We start from the raw sequence: 16,100 nt of genomic DNA, 5'->3' as shown, positions 1-16,100 counted from the left end.
GAGTTACCTTTAGTCCTCCAAGACTCGCTACGAGCGAATGGCTAGTTCTTACTCGGCGGGAATCCCACCCGCTATATGATACGACCTAGGCTCGGCCGCACACCTGCCCCTTTAGATCTATAAGAAAAGGGATTGCCGCAGCAACCCCTTTTTCACAATAGCTAGATTCGGTAAATAAAATAATCAACATTATACATGATAACTAAAGCTATCAATAGGTAAGTAAGTGTAATGACATATTGTTTTGAGGTTTTCAGGTACTTCCACTCCATAAACGACTGAAAACCAAATGATACAATAAGAAAGCACATATACCACATAACATTTTTGTCCTCTTCTATTGCATAGGGAAGAGTACATAAAAAAGTTAATAGGATTAGACCTCTTCCCCATCGGTCAATATTCTTACCAGAAGTTTCTGATATCTTTTCTTTCTTTTCTACACCAAGCCATTTCGTTAGAAATTTATTTATAAAGAGTGTAATAATAATAATAATAATGATAAAGAACATAATGAACACTAAGAATTCCAATTAAATATCCCCTTTTCAAAACCTTTTTATCTATATTTTACCATAATATTATTTGTATCTTATTCAAACTAAACTCCTCCTATAGTTGCATAAAGAAAAAGTTGCCTTAATGACAGCCCCGATCTTCAGCTAACGCACCCGTTAGCTGAAGTACAAATCTTCACAATCTCATTTTTCTACTATAGGTAAAATAAGGAGTTGCCTCAACAACTCCTTGTTCAACTCATAAACCCTTTAGTTCAATTTTAGATTGTCTTTCCATATCTCACTAAAACGTGCCACAATAGTTTTAATTCCTGAAGTATCTCCTTATAAGTTCCGCGATCACTCCAAGATACTGGATTGCGTTTCAAGTCCATTACAGCAGATCCAATTATGTTCGCATCGATAAAATTATTTTGTGCAATGCGTTTTGCCAAGGAAGTCATTGATGGACCCCTAAAATCCGCAGGAACCTCGTCTACCATAAGTACAAAACCCATGTGCCAATATAGATCAATAGAATACTTAAGGCATATTTGTTCCATTGTTCTCCCTACATAAGTGTCCTTGAATGAAGGATCTGCAACAAGCACTTCCACGTCTTCTTTAAGTGAAATATCCCCATGAACTTGGGCTTCAAGATAGTGGTTTAGATTGCGGTTTGGCTCTTTGTTTGCTTGGTCCATAAACGGGTTTTCTAGGTTAACCAGTAAATGATTGATTAATCTTGCTGGCGTCAGATTTCTTTCACCGATTGCAAAATCTCTTAAGAACGCCTCTTCCAAGAGTGCAGCCAAAATGATGTCAAACTCTTCATAAGTACCCTTTTCTTTTGGGTCTTGATGTGAATCCAAATACGTGTAGGTGGAACGATATGAGACCTCAGGGGAAAGAATAAAATAGCATGATCCAAAACGTGGTGCAGGCCCATCTGGATGTAACATCAAATTAAGTGCCCCATATTTAGGCCGTTGGTTATTGGTTGTGCCCTCCAGTTGATATGCTCCTCCAAAAATTCTCTTCTCCCAAATGTCGCGTTCACCACCAGAGTATGCGGATACGCTGCCATTAGATATAAATGTTTCAAACTGGCTCTTATATATTCCCTGCTCAAGCAGTGCTTCAGCAACGCTTTTCATAGTCGAATCTGGTCTATCTGGATGAAAATGTAGGCCAATCTTTGCGTGAGTCTTTAAATTAACAACAGCATTTTCAAATATCTTATCCGAGATATTTGACATTTTTAATATGTGATTAATGGTTGCTTTAGCTTGATGTTTATGGTTCCTTGCATACTTTGTAAAATGCTCTAAAGCAAATAGTTGTGACATTGATAATTTCATGAAAAGATGAGTCTCTCCTTTTATTAAATTATCCTAATTAATTCAATGAAAAGTTTGTTTTTCCCTTCTTATTCAACTAATCTGCCCCGTTAGTGCCATAAAAAAAGGCTGCCTCAGCAACCTTCCTTATTGAAGTAAAACACTCGTTAGTTCCATAAAAAAACATTACGAACCACTTATAAAAAATACTACGAACCATATAAAAGCAATACCAAAATCTAATAACATCTGCCTCTTATTTTCCTTTTTTAAAAAACTTTCAAATCCATCTATTATTGAATCAATTCCTAATAAAAGAATTATATATTTAATGTAATTAAAATTAAAATCATTAATTATAACTAATATTAAAGTTAAGCCCATTAATATCCTCATTTATTACATTAATGCTGGGTCTATATTTAGAGCAAGAGATGACTCTTCCACAAATTCTGTTTATTCTCTTGCTCCAGCTTATATAGATCTTGATGATTTCTCTCAAAAGAATGCAAGACTTGCTTCTCTTTCTCTCCTCAACCACCAACAAAGAATGATACGGAGTCTTACTCAGAATATTTGAATGCCCTTCATGGATATGATCGAAGAAACAAGTATATTGAAGGACTTCATGTAACAATAATAATACAATAAGAAACAATATGATTTTATTGTAAAACGATAAATAATATGATAAAATCATGTTGTCATTAAATAAGTGAGGTATTTTAAATGAATGTTAAACGAGGTTCAACCACTTTCTTAAAGGTAATTATTTTCCTGGTTGGAATTGCAGTTCTTGCATTGTGCATATTTTTGGTGCCTAAGATCGGGAATTTTGCTGGGGAATTGTATCCAGATATTGCTTATATGAAATCTCTCGTTTTAATCGATATGTACGTGGCAGCGATCCCTTTTTATTTCGCTCTTTTTCAAGCTTTTAAACTTTTAAGCTATATTGATAAGAACCAAGCGTTCTCGGAATTATCGGTAAAGTCTTTAAAGAATATAAAACACTGTGCCATCATGATCAGCACCTTGTACCTATTAGGTATGCCACTCTACTATCTCATGGCGAAAAGAGTTGACCCTCCAAGTTTCATACCAATCGGATTGGTCATTATTTTCGCCTCAATGGTGATCGCCGTTTTTGCTGCTGTTCTCCAAAGACTTTTACAAGAAGCTATTAATATAAAATCAGACAATGATTTAACGATCTGAGGTGAATATCATGGCGATTATCATCAATATTGATGTGATGTTGGCAAAAAGGAAAATGAGCGTAACAGTACTTTCGGAGAGGGTTGGAATTACTATGGCGAATCTTTCCATTCTGAAAAATGGAAAAGCAAAAGCGGTTCGTTTTTCAACATTAGAAGCCATATGTAAGACTTTGGATTGTCAGCCAGGTGATATTTTGGAGTACAAGGGCGACGAAGACACTCAATAAAAACAGACAACAACTTTCTTCAACCAACGGGATTAGATAGTGAAATTAAGATGAAGGGATAGCTATTAAGCTATCCCTTCTCTGCGTTTATTATTGATATTTAATTAAAGAAATCCATTGAGAATTGCATTGATATTAATGACAAAAAATGTGATGTGATTTTCATAGTTTGCACCTCAAAAGGGAACCCGTTAATGTAGATGAGATAAAAAACAAAAAGGCTTATATTCCAAAGTGTATCATGTATTTATTTTCCTCTTTAGCGTGAAATATTTTAGAAGCTAACTCATTAAGTTCAGCGATTTTTTATACATAGTTGAAGACGTAATCAGGTGAGACTCTCGTTATGCAAAAAATAAACTTTTGTCTGTATCGCTGCCTTCAAGAGTCTCTAACCAACGCGGTTCGGCACGGCCAGACGAGCTTGATATCCGTTCAACTGCATTTCGATAGTCATCAGCTCCGGTTACAGATTGAAGATAACAGCATCGGAATGGAAGAGATCTAATTCGGATTTGGGCTCAATGTGATGAAGGAACGGCTTGAACCCTATCACGGCACGCTGTCCGTTCATTCCGGGTCTGGGCAAAGAACTTTCGTCATATGTAATATTCTGTTGCAGACAGAGCAAGTACATGACACGATTCGCCTGCTGATCGTTGATGACCAGGCGATCATTACCGACAGTTTGAAGCAACTTTTGATCAGCATGCTGATTTTACCGTTGTTAGTAAAGCGGGGGGCGGGTGCGAAGCATTGGAACATTGTGAGCGGTCGCAGCCGGATATCGTGCTGATGGATATTCGCATGCAGGCAACTGCATTGGAGCGCGGGGCGGAAGGCTACATGCTGAAGTCGATTCATCCGCGGGAGATGAAGGAAGCCTTGAAACTTATTTATAACGGAGGAACCTGGATCGACCACTCGGTCGCTACGCGAGTTTTCGAAGAGATGAAGCGTCAGCCCGAGCAGCTGGAGAAGATCGGCTCAAGTAAGGAAAACTACCCGTACGGGCTTACGAAACGCGAGATGGAGATTCTGGAGCATCTGTCAAACGGGCTGCGCTACAAGTTGATTGCCGCCAAGCTATTTTTATCGGAGGGAACGATCCGCAATTACTGCTCGAATTTCTACTCGAAGCTTGACGTCAAAAACCGCGAAGAAGCAATAGAAATGTCGCAAACGGAGAATATCGTGTAGGCGCTGGAGAACTTTCCGATTTTTCTCTTGTTTTTTTCAAATGCTTCTTCCCCGTAATATTCAAATCGTTTATCATGCAACCATAACAAGTTAACATATAGAAATTTAAACTGTTTTTCAACAAAAAAAGCCGGCTGGGATAGCAGCCGGCTCTTTAACTCTTGCACCCTTTAATTGAAGGATATTATTTCACAAACTTTCTTGAAGTAAAAAACGTTCGTCACCCAAAGAGTCGTACTCTTTCTCTACAATTTTAATCTATTTGTTGTTAGAGTACGCCTGAGCAATCACTTTTGCAGCCTTTGCGATGAGTTTATCATTAAAGCTTGCATTCTCTTCATTGCGACTTGACATGATCGCTATAATAATCGGTTCTCGATTTGGCGGCCACACAATCGCTATATCATTTCGAGTTCCATAGCCACCGGCTCCGCTCTTATCTCCAACCACCCAACTTTCTGGTACACCAGCTCGAATGAGGGAATCACCTGTAGTATTCCCTTTTAGCCAATTTGTGAAAATTTCTTGCTTATCGGCAGGAAGGTACTCACTGATTCCAAACACCTCAAGGGTAGTTGCAAGTGCTTTAGGGGTACTTGTATCCCGTGATTCCCCAGGAATAGCTTCGTTCAAATCTGGTTCAATACGGTCAGCCATTGTGATAGTATCGCCACTTTCCCGTAACGCCTTTTCAAATCCATCTGGTCCGCCTAATTCTTCGAACAGAAGATTTCCTGCTGTATTATCACTATACTGCATCGCTGCTTCAGCTATCTTTCCAAGACTCATTCCTTTGTTCACAAAGTCTTCTGTAATCGGAGAATAGGTAATAATATCTTCATTGGTGAATGTCCTTATTTCCTCAAGCACTGATATCGGATTTTGCTTTAACAATACAGCTGCGGCTAGGGCTTTGAATGTAGATGCATACGCAAATCGTTCGTTCTCACGAAATTCCACGGTTTCTTTCGTTCCTGTATCAATGGCATAGACCCCAAGCCTTGCATCATATTCCTTCTCAAGTTGTTTAAATTTCTCCATTACGGTTTCTTTTGCCGTAATATTTTCTGACGTTTGGTTAGTTCCCCCGGTATGTTCTGTTTCTGCTTGTTGTACAACCTGTTTTTTCTCATCTGAGCAGCCTGCAACCATAAGCACCAATCCTATTGGTGCCAGTATTTGATAAAACCATCTTTTGTTCATGATATAAACCTCCTAATTATTTGATTAGACTCTTATGTACGAATTGAAAAAACAACCTCATGCAAGGAGTTTTAACAGATTACGTTTGTAGTCTGATTACATCTGTAGTATAGTATTACATATGTAATCAAGAAAAGTCAATTCTTAATTTTTTAACCATCAAGCTACTATAAATATGCTATATACCTGTTTTTTAAAATTTAAAAATCAAGAGAGTAGGTATTGAAGGACATGTTTTTAACTCATTTTATATTAGGTTTATTGGTGTCTTCATTTTCCGTTACTGTTATCCTACTTATACGAAAATGGTTTGGAAGACAATTAACAGCAAAATGGCACTATCATTTGTGGATGTTTCTTTTTATGGCTTTAGCACTCCCATTCATACCTACTGATTTATATAATTTTAATTCTGTCTTTAGCAGTGGGGATATATATCAGATTCATGCACCCAGCTCTAATATGAAAAAAACTGGAACTGATATGATGCAGGGCCTACACCTCATACAAGACTTTTCTGTATCGGTCAATCGGCCGAACCTGTCCTTACTTAATATGGGAGTGATGGGTTTATGGATATCAGGGATGCTTTTATTTACCTTTACTATGGTTCGTGGATGGCTCACAATTAGAAGGATAAAGAATTATTCTTCTCCGTTTTCCAATCAAGAAGTTCTCGTGCTTTTCGAAGAATGCAAGAAAAGACTACGGATAAAAAAATCAATGGAGATCGTTATTTCGAAAAGAGTCCAATCTCCAATGATATTCGGACTTTTTCAAACATATATCGTCATACCTGCTCAGCATGAAAACTGGCTTAGCTTGAAAAATTACGAGTATATCTTTCTTCATGAACTGAATCACTATAAAAACAAGGATTTGCTGACAAATTACTTGATATTATTCTATCAAATCATTTATTGGTTTAATCCCCTTGTTTGGCTTGCTTTTAGAGAAATGAGATTGGATCGGGAAATCGCATGTGATACATCTGTTTTACAGTTACTGGATGATAACTCTTTTAGTGAATATGGAAATACTATCATTAATTTTTTGGATCTTTCAAAACGGTCAAGTAATCTACAGTTAGTGACACAACTAAACGGTTCGAAGCTTCAAATCAAAAAACGAATTGAACAAATTTCTGCCTATAAGCATTCCGCAAAAAAATCAATAAGGAAAAGCGTCTTTATTTATGTGTTGGCCACTATCATTTTGACAATCCAATTACCTATCGTTTTCGCATTTGCGACGGAAAACGACCGATACTATTTTAAAAATGACGGAGCAGTTTATGAGGATTTACATCAATTCTTTAAAGGGTATGAAGGAAGCTTTGTTTTATATGATCAAAACGCACAGCAATATCGCATTTATAATGAAGAAAAAAGCACTTTGCGGATATCACCTGATTCCACATACAAAATCTATAGTGCCTTATTTGCTCTAGAATCAAATGTGATATCACCCGAAGAATCCAAACTTTCATGGGATGGGACTGAGCAGCCCTATGAAGCTTGGAATATGGATCAGGATGTCTCATCCGCTTTACAAAAATCTGTAAACTGGTATTTCCAGGAATTAGATCGCAGGACAGGATTTGAAACAATTCAATCCAATCTGCAAGCGATAAACTATGGGAATTCCGATGTATCTGGGGAATTGGGTGAATTCTGGAACGAATCCTCATTAAAAATTTCTCCAGTCGAGCAAGTCCAGCTGCTGCAAGCCTTTTATAACAATCAATTTGGATATAAGGAAAGGCATATCCAAGCCGTTAAGGAAGCACTGCTCATAGAAAAGAATGAGGAAGCTCGCCTATCAGGAAAAACAGGTACAGGAACAGTGAATGGAAAAAACATCAATGGTTGGTTTATCGGGTACGTAGAGACAAAGAACAATACTTATTTCTTTGCTACCAATATACAAAATGAAGATGATTCATCTGGAAGCAAGGCGGGAGAAATTACTTTATCAATTTTAAAAGATTTAGGAATCTATAAAGAAAATGGAGGGGAGAAAAATGGAGAAAAACATTCCTAGCATATCAGAGTCAGAATGGGAAATCATGAACGTGCTTTGGGATAAAGCCCCTCAAACAGCAAATGACATCATAGTTTCCTTACAGGAGAGTACCGATTGGAAGCCGAAAACCATACGTACCCTTCTCGATCGATTGGTTCAAAAAGATGTAGTAGGTGTCAATAAAGATCAAAGAGTTTACACCTTTTACCCGCTCTATACACAGGAGGAGTGCCAGCGTGCCGAGACCGAATCCTTTATCAAACGTATCTATGGAGGGGCCATGAAATCCATGCTGGTCCAATTCATTCACGAAGATGCCCTATCTGATGATGATATCAATGAACTGCGCTTTATTTTAAATAAGAAACCTAAAAAGTAATAATATTAAAAAAAGCGATTTGGGATTTTTCCAAATCGCTTTTTTCGGTCAAAATCGAAATAACGGCGGACATATTTCCCATGTAATGATCTGTGTGGTTTGATACGAAAAAAATCAGAACTTTCGTCTTAATAATAGTTATGCATGAATTTAATTCAATAGATGTTTTTTATCACGCTTCTTGATAGTGAAGGCTTCTGCAGGGCCTGGAACAAGCAATCGCAAAGGCTACAGGAATAAAACATTTAACGCAATCATCCGCAAATTCAAATTAATTGAACAATTTTTTGATTGACACTGCCATACGGTCATGATAAGATCACTCTCATACTATATTTACTGAATTTAAAATATTTCGTTTAATTGAATATAATGTTTGACTCTTATCAAGAGAGGTGGAGGGACTGTGCCCTGTGAAGCCCGGCAACCGTCAGTTATTTAACTGATATGGTGCCAATTCCTGCAAAGCAATGTGCTTTGGAAGATGAGAGAAAGGATTGTTTAACCAACCTTTCTACTCATGTGTAGAAAGGTTTTTTTGAGGAGAAAAAACTTTCCTTTCCCCTACAGACTAACATACTAAGAGCTGCTGCCAGCATTAATTTCAGGTATTACAGTTACAGCAATCCTTCTAGTTGGTTGCTGGGGTTGGTGCAGGTGGTTTAGGTAATTTGTTATATCTTGAAGGGTTTCAGCTCAATAATAATGATGTTTAGTCATTGTTTTTTATTCAATTTATAGGTGATATATGTACAACAAAAATAGATAAACGATAAGGGAGAAATGAATTATGAAAAAGTGGATATCAACTTTAGCAGTTTCCTCAGCATTAGTATTAAGTTTAGCAGCTTGCGGTACGACTAACAGCGGATCAGATTCTTCAGACAAAGAAAAGAAAATCCTTGTGGGTGCATCAAACATTCCACATGCTGAAATTTTAGAAGAGGCAAAGCCATTATTAAAGGAAAAGGGAATTGATTTAGAAATTAAAACATTCCAAGATTATATTATTCCGAACACAGCGTTAGCTGATAAAGAGATTGATGCAAATTATTTCCAACACGTTCCATATCTTAAATCAGTGTTAAAAGAGAATCCAGACTATGACTTTGTAAATGCGGGTGCTATTCATATTGAGCCAATCGGCATTTACTCTAAAAAGTATGATAGCTTAAAAGATCTTCCAAAAAACGGTACAGTCATTATGCGTAATGCTGTAGCTGAACAAGGACGTATTCTATCTATTTTTGAAAAAGAAGGCGTTATTAAGCTAAAAGAAGGCATCAATAAAACAGAAGCTACGATTAATGATATTGTAGAAAATCCTAAAAACTTAACTTTTAATGCAGATATAGAAGGTGGCCTATTACCTCAAATTTATAATAACAACGAAGGTGATGCGGTTGTTATTAATGCGAACTATGCGTTAGATGCAGGGCTAGATCCGCTTAAAGACCCAATCGCTGTTGAATCGGGTGAAGATAATCCATATGCAAACATTATCACTGTACGTAAGGGCGATGAAAATAAAGAGACAGTAAAAGCGTTAGTAGAAGTACTTCGCTCTAAAGAAATACAAGACTTCATTACTAAAAAATATAAAGGTGCAGTCATACCAGTATCTAAATAAAACACCCTTTCATGAACTATACCCCGAATAATGGACACTTCGAAAAAGGTCCATTACTCGGGGTTCTTCTATGTCTATATACTAGAAAAGCAAAAAATCAGTTTACAAAAAGCAGCTTAATAGACGCTACAAAAAAACTTAAAGCGTAAATTTCTTAAACATAAATACTTAACTAAACTCAAAGTCTTAAGGAGGAAGCCCTACTATGAATTTTAAAATGCAAAACAAACAAAATCTACTAATTGAGAGAATTACGGATCAACATCTAGTTATTCTGTGTGGATATTGCCGTCGTCACGGTCAATCCTCTCCATGTCAAAAGAAACTAAGAAAATCGTAATAATATGCAATCCAAAAGTGATATAAAGATTACATAAAATATTGGATAAGATATACCAATCAATATTTGTAAATAGTCATATCCAGTCGACACCGACGTATGTAATCACCGAAAAGCCTTTCCCATGAAAGAAATTAAAAGAATCCTTTGATAAGAAAGATAATAGATGGGAAGAATAACATTAACTGTTGTTCCTTTATTCATTTCACTTTCAATAACTATCTTTCCTTGATGTGCTTTCACAATTTCATAGCAGATCATTAACCCTAAGCCAACCCCTTTTTCTTTGATACTATAAAAAGGTTCTCCAAGATATGGGATACGTTCTCTTGGAATCCCACATCCTTGATCGATAAAACAAATACTTACTTGATGACTATCAAGTGTATCGATTTGAACCAAAATTTCTCCTCCCGTTGACATCGCTTCAATTGCATTTTCTAAGATATTGATAAACACTTGTTTTATTTGGTTTCCTTCACAAGGTATGTAGGGAATTTCTGATTTAAGCTCTATTCTGATCTGTATATTTTTCATCATTGCTTGAGGTTGCAGTAGCGTTATAACTTGTTCTGCTAACATGCTCAAATTATTGAGTTGAACCTTTACTGCTTGTGGTTTAGCTACTATCATAAATCTATTTGTGATTACTTCTATTTGTTCAATTTCTGATGATATTACATCTATGTACCACTGATTTTCTTTATTTTTCATTGATTGTATTAGTTGTATAAATCCTTTAATAGTTGTAAGTGGATTTCGAATTTCATGAGCTATTGCTGTAGCTAATTTTCCTACCACATCCAGCTTCCCTGATTTTCGCAGTAACTCTTCCGTTTTTAAACGTTCAGTGATATCTCGAGTAATAACCATGGCAACTTCTTTTTCACCTAATCTAAAGATATCGATGATTAACTCAGTATCTATTTTCTCTTCTATTTTAAAAACATATTCGTCTCGCAAAGTGAAGTAATGTTTTCCCTTTTCGAAATCTTTTATAATGTTTATAGTTTTAATGTTTTCAGGAAGAAAATCCATAACAGATATGGAAAGAATTTTTTCCTTACTATAACCTAATCTTTTACATGCAACTTGGTTTACGTCGAGAAATCGAATTGGAAATCGATCCTCGTTCAATTCTAATAGGTAAATTGCAACAGTTGCATGTTCAAATAGAGTACGGTATTTCATCTCATTTTCTCGTAATTGTAGAATAGACATATAACTTTCTTGTAATTGTTGAATAGATATATAATTTCACTCCTTCACTTCAAATTTTCTAAATATTCTAAATATTATATATTGGAAAGGGGCTTGATGCAAGAATCCTTATTTATAATTTATTCATATTTTCCATGAAGCATAAAAAGTGGTTCTATATAAATCCTGTTAACCATATGGACAGGTATGAGTTCCCATCTTTTTCCGTCTAGACTCAACTATTTGGAATTGCTGAATAGATCCGATTCTCTTAAAAAAAGTATATCAAACTACTTTTTTCGATATTTTTCAGAAAATTTCGACTTTTATATTTACAACATAAAATTTTTCTTGTATGCTAATCTTACTAAATTAAAAGAAGGTGATGCCAATGAAATAGAGAAAGACAAAGACATATAATGCACATTGAGTATCAAGAAAGCTCTGTTTTTTCTTAAGAATTCTTAGCCTTTGTCCCTTTTTTAAAATACGGATCTTCTCTTAGAAAAATACTAAAACTGGTATTAAAAAATAAAAAAATGAAAGGATTAGATTACAAAGTAATGGTAAATCAAGAAGAAATAGTTTAAGCGACCTTGTGTATCCTAATAGGAATGACAAGGTCGCTTACATATTTTTATTTTACCTTATTATCAAAAATCAATGTATCTTAAAATCTATAAAAGCCCGCTTCAGCATTGTGAATTGCCATAATTCAGTGAAAACCGCTATGCATTTTCACTTATTGCCTATCTCTTATTATTAAAAAAAATCCTAAAACACACCTGAGTTTGCTTATGATTGGAGGGATTTTATGCTTAAGAAACGAGATCTTCATGAAAGCCGCGTATTGTACGAACTAATGGCACATCCAGATGTCTTCCCATTTGTACGCCAAAAAGTTCGTTCATATGAGGAATTCTTATTTATGACAAAACAAACGATTGAGGCCGAAGAGCGTGGCGAATTAATTTCTCGAACTATTCTTGATGAGTGGGGAATTCCAATCGGTATGATTACTTTATTCGATATAGAAGATAATTGCGGATTCTTAGGTACTTGGATTGGAAAACCGTATCACGGAAAAGGATATAATAGACCTGCTAAAGATGCTTTTTTTAAAGAACTCTTTAATGAGCTAGGTATTGAGACGGTTTTTATGCGGATTCGAGAAGAAAATATCCGTTCCATAAAAGCTGCCGAAAAACTTCCTTATGTTATAAAAGCAAATGAAACAAGAAAATCGATGTATGCGCAATTAAACGAAAATGGTGCTGTATATGATTTATATGAAATCCCAAAAGACCAATACACTTTATTTCTCTTACAAAAGGATCTATCATATGCAGACTTTTCATATTTACTTGAAGCGTAGACGTTATCGGTTAACCTCTAAATACAATATTATTCAATTTGTGAACTAATGTACGAATCTGATGAATAAGGCTATACACATTTGAACATTAATTCATAAATGTATACTTTTGTTCTAGGAACATTAAGTTGTGCTATGTAGGCGGGGAATATTTGACGCTTATGCTTTAACAACCTCGTTGATTCTTCCTTTGATCTCATCTAAAATTCACTGGAATATCTTGTCACCCAGATTTTTCAAAGAAACACGTTTTACCCAGTTCCAATCCTCTAAAATCGTGCTCTAGCGACATGTTTGTGCTTGGCGAAATGTTCTACTCCGACAATTAAGGTTTCAGAAGTAATTTGAGAGATTTTATGATTTTGGTTATAATTCATTGTAAGGCCTCCAAATAGATGTTCTTGTCCTTGCCAGCTTAGGACACATTCATCATATCAAGAGGTCTTTTTTCATTCAAACCTCATTTTCAGTTATTACAGGAATGCTGCCCCTTTAGTTCTATAAGAAAAGGAGCTGCTGATCAGCTCCTGGTAATGAAGTAAAGCACCCGTTACATGAATTAGAAATTTAATCAGCTTTCTTGGTCCTCTTAAAAAATAAATAACCTAAAACACCTAAAATTAATGCTATACCTCCGAAAACAATAACTTGATATATAATATCCCCTAACATAACCTGTTCCACCTATTCTAATAAATATACGAGACTTTTTCTAAAAAGGTTTTTCAACTGATAGTTTGATTCTAAAAGTCTTATTAAACTAAACTGACCAGTTAGTCCCGTAAGAAAAAGGTTGCCGTAGCAGCCTTCATTATTGAAAAAGCACCAGGTAGTTATCCTTGCTTAGTTTCTCAAATATACGACACTGTCGCTTCTTTCTACTTGAAAATTTACATCATCTTTAATATTAAGCATATAACCAGCATCTTTATAATTCTCAGATTCAAAAGATATACCATATCCATTATTCTCAGGATAACCATATAAATAGCAGACCACTTTTCCATCGTTCAAAAATACAACTTGATTCATTCCTTCATTTACAGTTTCACTAATAGTATCCCATTTATAACCTACCATTTCATATATATCATCTTTCGGGGTATATGGTCCAAAGGAATATACGACATCCCAGTCAAATGGTGTTACATCTAATAAATTTATTGTTTCAACGGAATGTCCAATTGATAACACTTCTTCTTTTAATAACTCTTCGTTTACATCCCATAAATCCTTCTTTAATAGATTTATGAAGATAGCTATACATATTATACCGAAAGCAATAATCACTACTGTCTTTTTAGATTTCATATCTATCCTCCACCTTGAACAGCAATCTTCCTACTGAAATCAGCCACTTCATTATAAAAATAATTACCAAAATAGGTGTGGATTCTTAATGAACTAACTGCCCCGTTAATTCCGTAAGAGAAAGTGCTCCCAAAGCAACCCCCTTATTGAAGTAAAGCACCCGTTGTAAGCACCTTCTATTATTGGACTTTCTTCGTACAGTGCATTATAAACCTACTTGTTTGTACTTTCTTTATATCTTTTGAATGCAAAAACTGCGGCCAAAAGCAAGAAAATAAATCCTAGAAGCGACCCGTAAATTGTAGAGTATTCCCAAAGTAAATATAAAACGTTTCCTAAAGTAAAGCTGAATATTGAAAGCATTAAGAATATAAATGTCAAGTTATTCTTAAAAAACAAAGTTTCTCACCTCTTATCCATTTTTTATAACGAATTAAACGAGAGAAAGCCTAAATTTGCATAAAGAAAGAGCTACCTTAAAGACAGCTCTGATCTCAGCTAACGCACCCGTTAGAACGTTAAAGCATTATTTGTCATTTTTTAATATTCGAACCTCTTCTTCTAGTTTATTTATTTTTTGTTGAAGTTCTTTCTTCGGTTGCACTAGCTTTCTTAGTAAAAACAAAACTAATATGACTAAAAGAGAAGATAGAATTAATCCTGGAATGCCTATATTACTCAACAAATACACACCGCCCAATTATTATTAACCAAATTTTATCTTTTTTTATAAAAATAGTCAATAACCACAATTCTGCTACGCTGCGCTTAATGAACTAACTGCCCCGTTAATTCCGTAAGAAAAAGTGCTCCCAAAGCCCCCCCTTATGGAAATAATGTTCCTGTTAGATTAGCAAGACTATATAATCTTCCATAACTAACAATCTTTCATCCTACCTTGTCCTTGAAAAATTGGCCTTTCTATTAGTAATGATATGGGTTTTACCTTGAACAAAAGGAAATGTGTAAATAATGCTATTATCACTCCATTTAAAATTCCCGCAACTACATCTAAAGGATAGTGAACCCCTACCCATATTCTTGAGAAAGCTACTACTATCGCAAGAATAAACCATGTATATTTAAAATGATGGGATGATAGCCAAAGAGTAACAGCAATTGCTATTGCAGATGCAGCATGGTCACATGGAAAAGAGGAATTAGCAGAATGCTCAACGAGTTGAATAATTTCATGCGATATAAACGGTCGCTCTCTATAAATGAATAACTCAATAATTCTGTTTATTGAAAACGCCAAAGTAAATGAAAACATAGCCTGAAAAGCTATCACACGGAAATTACTTTTATTTAGTAGCCATAACATCAAAATTAATAAAACAAAAGCATATTGAACATATTCCGCAAAGAAAATCATTATGTTATCTAATAATGGATATTGTTGGACTTTACTATTGATGAATTTAAACCATTCATAATCTGCTTCCATAAAACTCATTTCATAATCTCCTTTAATGTACCTGCTTAGTTAGCTGTTCTCCTATTCTCTCTAATTTAATTTTAATAATTATTGCCTATTGTTTCAATTTCTTATAGAGCTAACCTGCCCCTTTGGTGCAATAAAAAAAAGGCTGCCGCAGCAACCCTTCTTAACGAAGTAAAGCATCCGTTAGTTGATTAAGTTAACCAAAACAGCTACGAAAATCATGACTATAATCAAAGTCGACCAGCCTACTTTTTTTGTTACCGATTTCTGAAGGAATTTGATTTTAGATAAAGTAAAATTAATGCACAAAACTACAACTATAATAAACAAAAATCTTAGCCAATAGTTGATGCCCATTTTATCAAGATACGGCTCTAGAAAGAGTAATGCAATGAATATTGTAAAACCGTATGCAACATTTTCCCACTTCAATTTTTTTACCCACCTTATGATTTCAAGCTTCATTTCCATCCCTATTAATCGTATCACTTAATCAGCTATAAAGGATTTACTCTCTTCAAGTCATTGTTCAACTCCCCTTAAGCAACATAAGAGCTGCCAAAGCAACTCCCTTATTTAAGTGGGTTGATGTGGGATACACCAATCGAATCCTCGCTTGAATTAAAGTGTGACAATAATCGGACCATCTTTAGTAAGGATAATAGTATGTTCCAATTGAGCTACATAGCTTTTTTCTGTAGCATATGTC

13 protein-coding genes, 5 pseudogenes and 1 riboswitch are annotated in these 16,100 nt (G+C 35.2%); of the genes and pseudogenes, 8 read left to right on the top strand and 10 right to left on the bottom strand.

Features of this window, described 5'->3' with window-relative positions; all coding sequences use genetic code 11:
• Positions 1–161: 161 nt before the first annotated feature.
• Positions 162–512, bottom strand: coding sequence for a DUF4181 domain-containing protein (locus tag AC1DVK_RS24455; RefSeq protein ID WP_477627591.1), 351 nt, complete (start codon positions 510–512; stop codon positions 162–164).
• Positions 513–778: 266 nt separating this feature from the next.
• Positions 779–1,858: a DUF3626 domain-containing protein gene (locus AC1DVK_RS24450; protein ID WP_089364834.1), complete on the bottom strand. Its 1,080-nt coding sequence runs from the start codon at positions 1,856–1,858 to the stop codon at positions 779–781.
• A gap of 708 nt (positions 1,859–2,566) precedes the next feature.
• On the opposite strand from AC1DVK_RS24450, the gene AC1DVK_RS24445 reads away from it, so the two are divergent.
• Positions 2,567–3,055 carry a DUF2975 domain-containing protein gene (locus AC1DVK_RS24445; protein ID WP_410862922.1) on the top strand — a complete coding sequence of 163 codons (489 nt, stop codon included), beginning with the start codon at positions 2,567–2,569 and terminating at the stop codon, positions 3,053–3,055.
• A gap of 10 nt (positions 3,056–3,065) precedes the next feature.
• Positions 3,066–3,284, top strand: coding sequence for a helix-turn-helix domain-containing protein (locus tag AC1DVK_RS24440; protein ID WP_061465081.1), 219 nt, complete (start codon positions 3,066–3,068; stop codon positions 3,282–3,284).
• A 222-nt stretch (positions 3,285–3,506) separates the two neighbouring features.
• On the opposite strand, the pseudogene AC1DVK_RS24435 reads toward AC1DVK_RS24440, so the two are convergent.
• Positions 3,507–3,613, bottom strand: a pseudogene (locus tag AC1DVK_RS24435) (short-chain dehydrogenase); the annotation flags it as partial.
• A 5-nt stretch (positions 3,614–3,618) separates the two neighbouring features.
• On the opposite strand from AC1DVK_RS24435, the pseudogene AC1DVK_RS24430 reads away from it, so the two are divergent.
• A pseudogene (locus AC1DVK_RS24430) lies at positions 3,619–4,484 on the top strand (LuxR C-terminal-related transcriptional regulator); the annotation flags it as partial.
• A gap of 258 nt (positions 4,485–4,742) precedes the next feature.
• On the opposite strand, the gene bla reads toward AC1DVK_RS24430, so the two are convergent.
• Positions 4,743–5,636 (bottom strand): class A beta-lactamase, encoded by an 894-nt coding sequence (gene bla / locus AC1DVK_RS24425; protein WP_477627590.1) that lies wholly within the window; start codon positions 5,634–5,636, stop codon positions 4,743–4,745.
• A 282-nt stretch (positions 5,637–5,918) separates the two neighbouring features.
• Here bla and AC1DVK_RS24420 point away from each other — a divergent pair, with 282 nt between their 5' ends.
• The 4 genes and pseudogenes from AC1DVK_RS24420 (at position 5,919) to AC1DVK_RS24405 (ending at position 9,721) form a co-directional block, all read left to right on the top strand.
• On the top strand, positions 5,919–7,730 hold the full coding sequence (locus tag AC1DVK_RS24420; RefSeq protein ID WP_477627589.1) for a BlaR1 family beta-lactam sensor/signal transducer: 1,812 nt from the start codon (positions 5,919–5,921) through the stop codon (positions 7,728–7,730).
• A complete protein-coding gene (gene blaI / locus AC1DVK_RS24415) occupies positions 7,711–8,091 on the top strand; it encodes a penicillinase repressor BlaI (RefSeq protein ID WP_061465085.1) in 381 nt (126 codons plus the stop codon). Before AC1DVK_RS24420 ends, blaI begins: the two co-directional genes overlap by 20 nt.
• 380 nt (positions 8,092–8,471) lie before the next feature.
• Positions 8,472–8,582: riboswitch (SAM riboswitch) on the top strand.
• Between the two features lie 92 nt (positions 8,583–8,674).
• Positions 8,675–8,804 (top strand): annotated as a pseudogene (locus tag AC1DVK_RS24410) (ABC transporter permease); the annotation flags it as partial.
• A gap of 77 nt (positions 8,805–8,881) precedes the next feature.
• Positions 8,882–9,721 (top strand): MetQ/NlpA family ABC transporter substrate-binding protein, encoded by an 840-nt coding sequence (locus tag AC1DVK_RS24405; RefSeq protein ID WP_089364829.1) that lies wholly within the window; start codon positions 8,882–8,884, stop codon positions 9,719–9,721.
• A 445-nt stretch (positions 9,722–10,166) separates the two neighbouring features.
• On the opposite strand, the pseudogene AC1DVK_RS24400 reads toward AC1DVK_RS24405, so the two are convergent.
• Positions 10,167–11,270, bottom strand: a pseudogene (locus AC1DVK_RS24400) (ATP-binding protein); the annotation flags it as partial.
• Positions 11,271–12,075: 805 nt separating this feature from the next.
• On the opposite strand from AC1DVK_RS24400, the gene AC1DVK_RS24395 reads away from it, so the two are divergent.
• Entirely contained in the window at positions 12,076–12,636 is a 561-nt protein-coding gene (locus AC1DVK_RS24395) for a GNAT family N-acetyltransferase (RefSeq protein ID WP_477627588.1), read from the top strand.
• Positions 12,637–12,871: 235 nt separating this feature from the next.
• On the opposite strand, the pseudogene AC1DVK_RS24390 reads toward AC1DVK_RS24395, so the two are convergent.
• From AC1DVK_RS24390 to AC1DVK_RS24370, 5 genes and pseudogenes are all read right to left on the bottom strand, one after another.
• Positions 12,872–13,013 (bottom strand): annotated as a pseudogene (locus AC1DVK_RS24390) (IS110 family transposase); the annotation flags it as partial.
• Between the two features lie 190 nt (positions 13,014–13,203).
• Entirely contained in the window at positions 13,204–13,308 is a 105-nt protein-coding gene (locus AC1DVK_RS24385) for an LPXTG cell wall anchor domain-containing protein (protein ID WP_410862929.1), read from the bottom strand.
• 171 nt (positions 13,309–13,479) lie between these two features.
• A complete protein-coding gene (locus AC1DVK_RS24380) occupies positions 13,480–13,947 on the bottom strand; it encodes a hypothetical protein (protein WP_477627587.1) in 468 nt (155 codons plus the stop codon).
• 877 nt (positions 13,948–14,824) lie between these two features.
• Positions 14,825–15,403 (bottom strand): phosphatase PAP2 family protein, encoded by a 579-nt coding sequence (locus tag AC1DVK_RS24375; RefSeq protein ID WP_477627586.1) that lies wholly within the window; start codon positions 15,401–15,403, stop codon positions 14,825–14,827.
• Positions 15,404–15,574: 171 nt separating this feature from the next.
• Complete coding sequence (locus AC1DVK_RS24370; RefSeq protein WP_477627585.1) at positions 15,575–15,823, bottom strand: hypothetical protein; 249 nt, start codon at positions 15,821–15,823, stop codon at positions 15,575–15,577.
• Positions 15,824–16,100: the final 277 nt, after the last annotated feature.

The organism is Peribacillus sp. P4_B1, from assembly GCF_056402395.1.
This window is presented reverse-complemented; position numbering and strand designations above follow the sequence as displayed.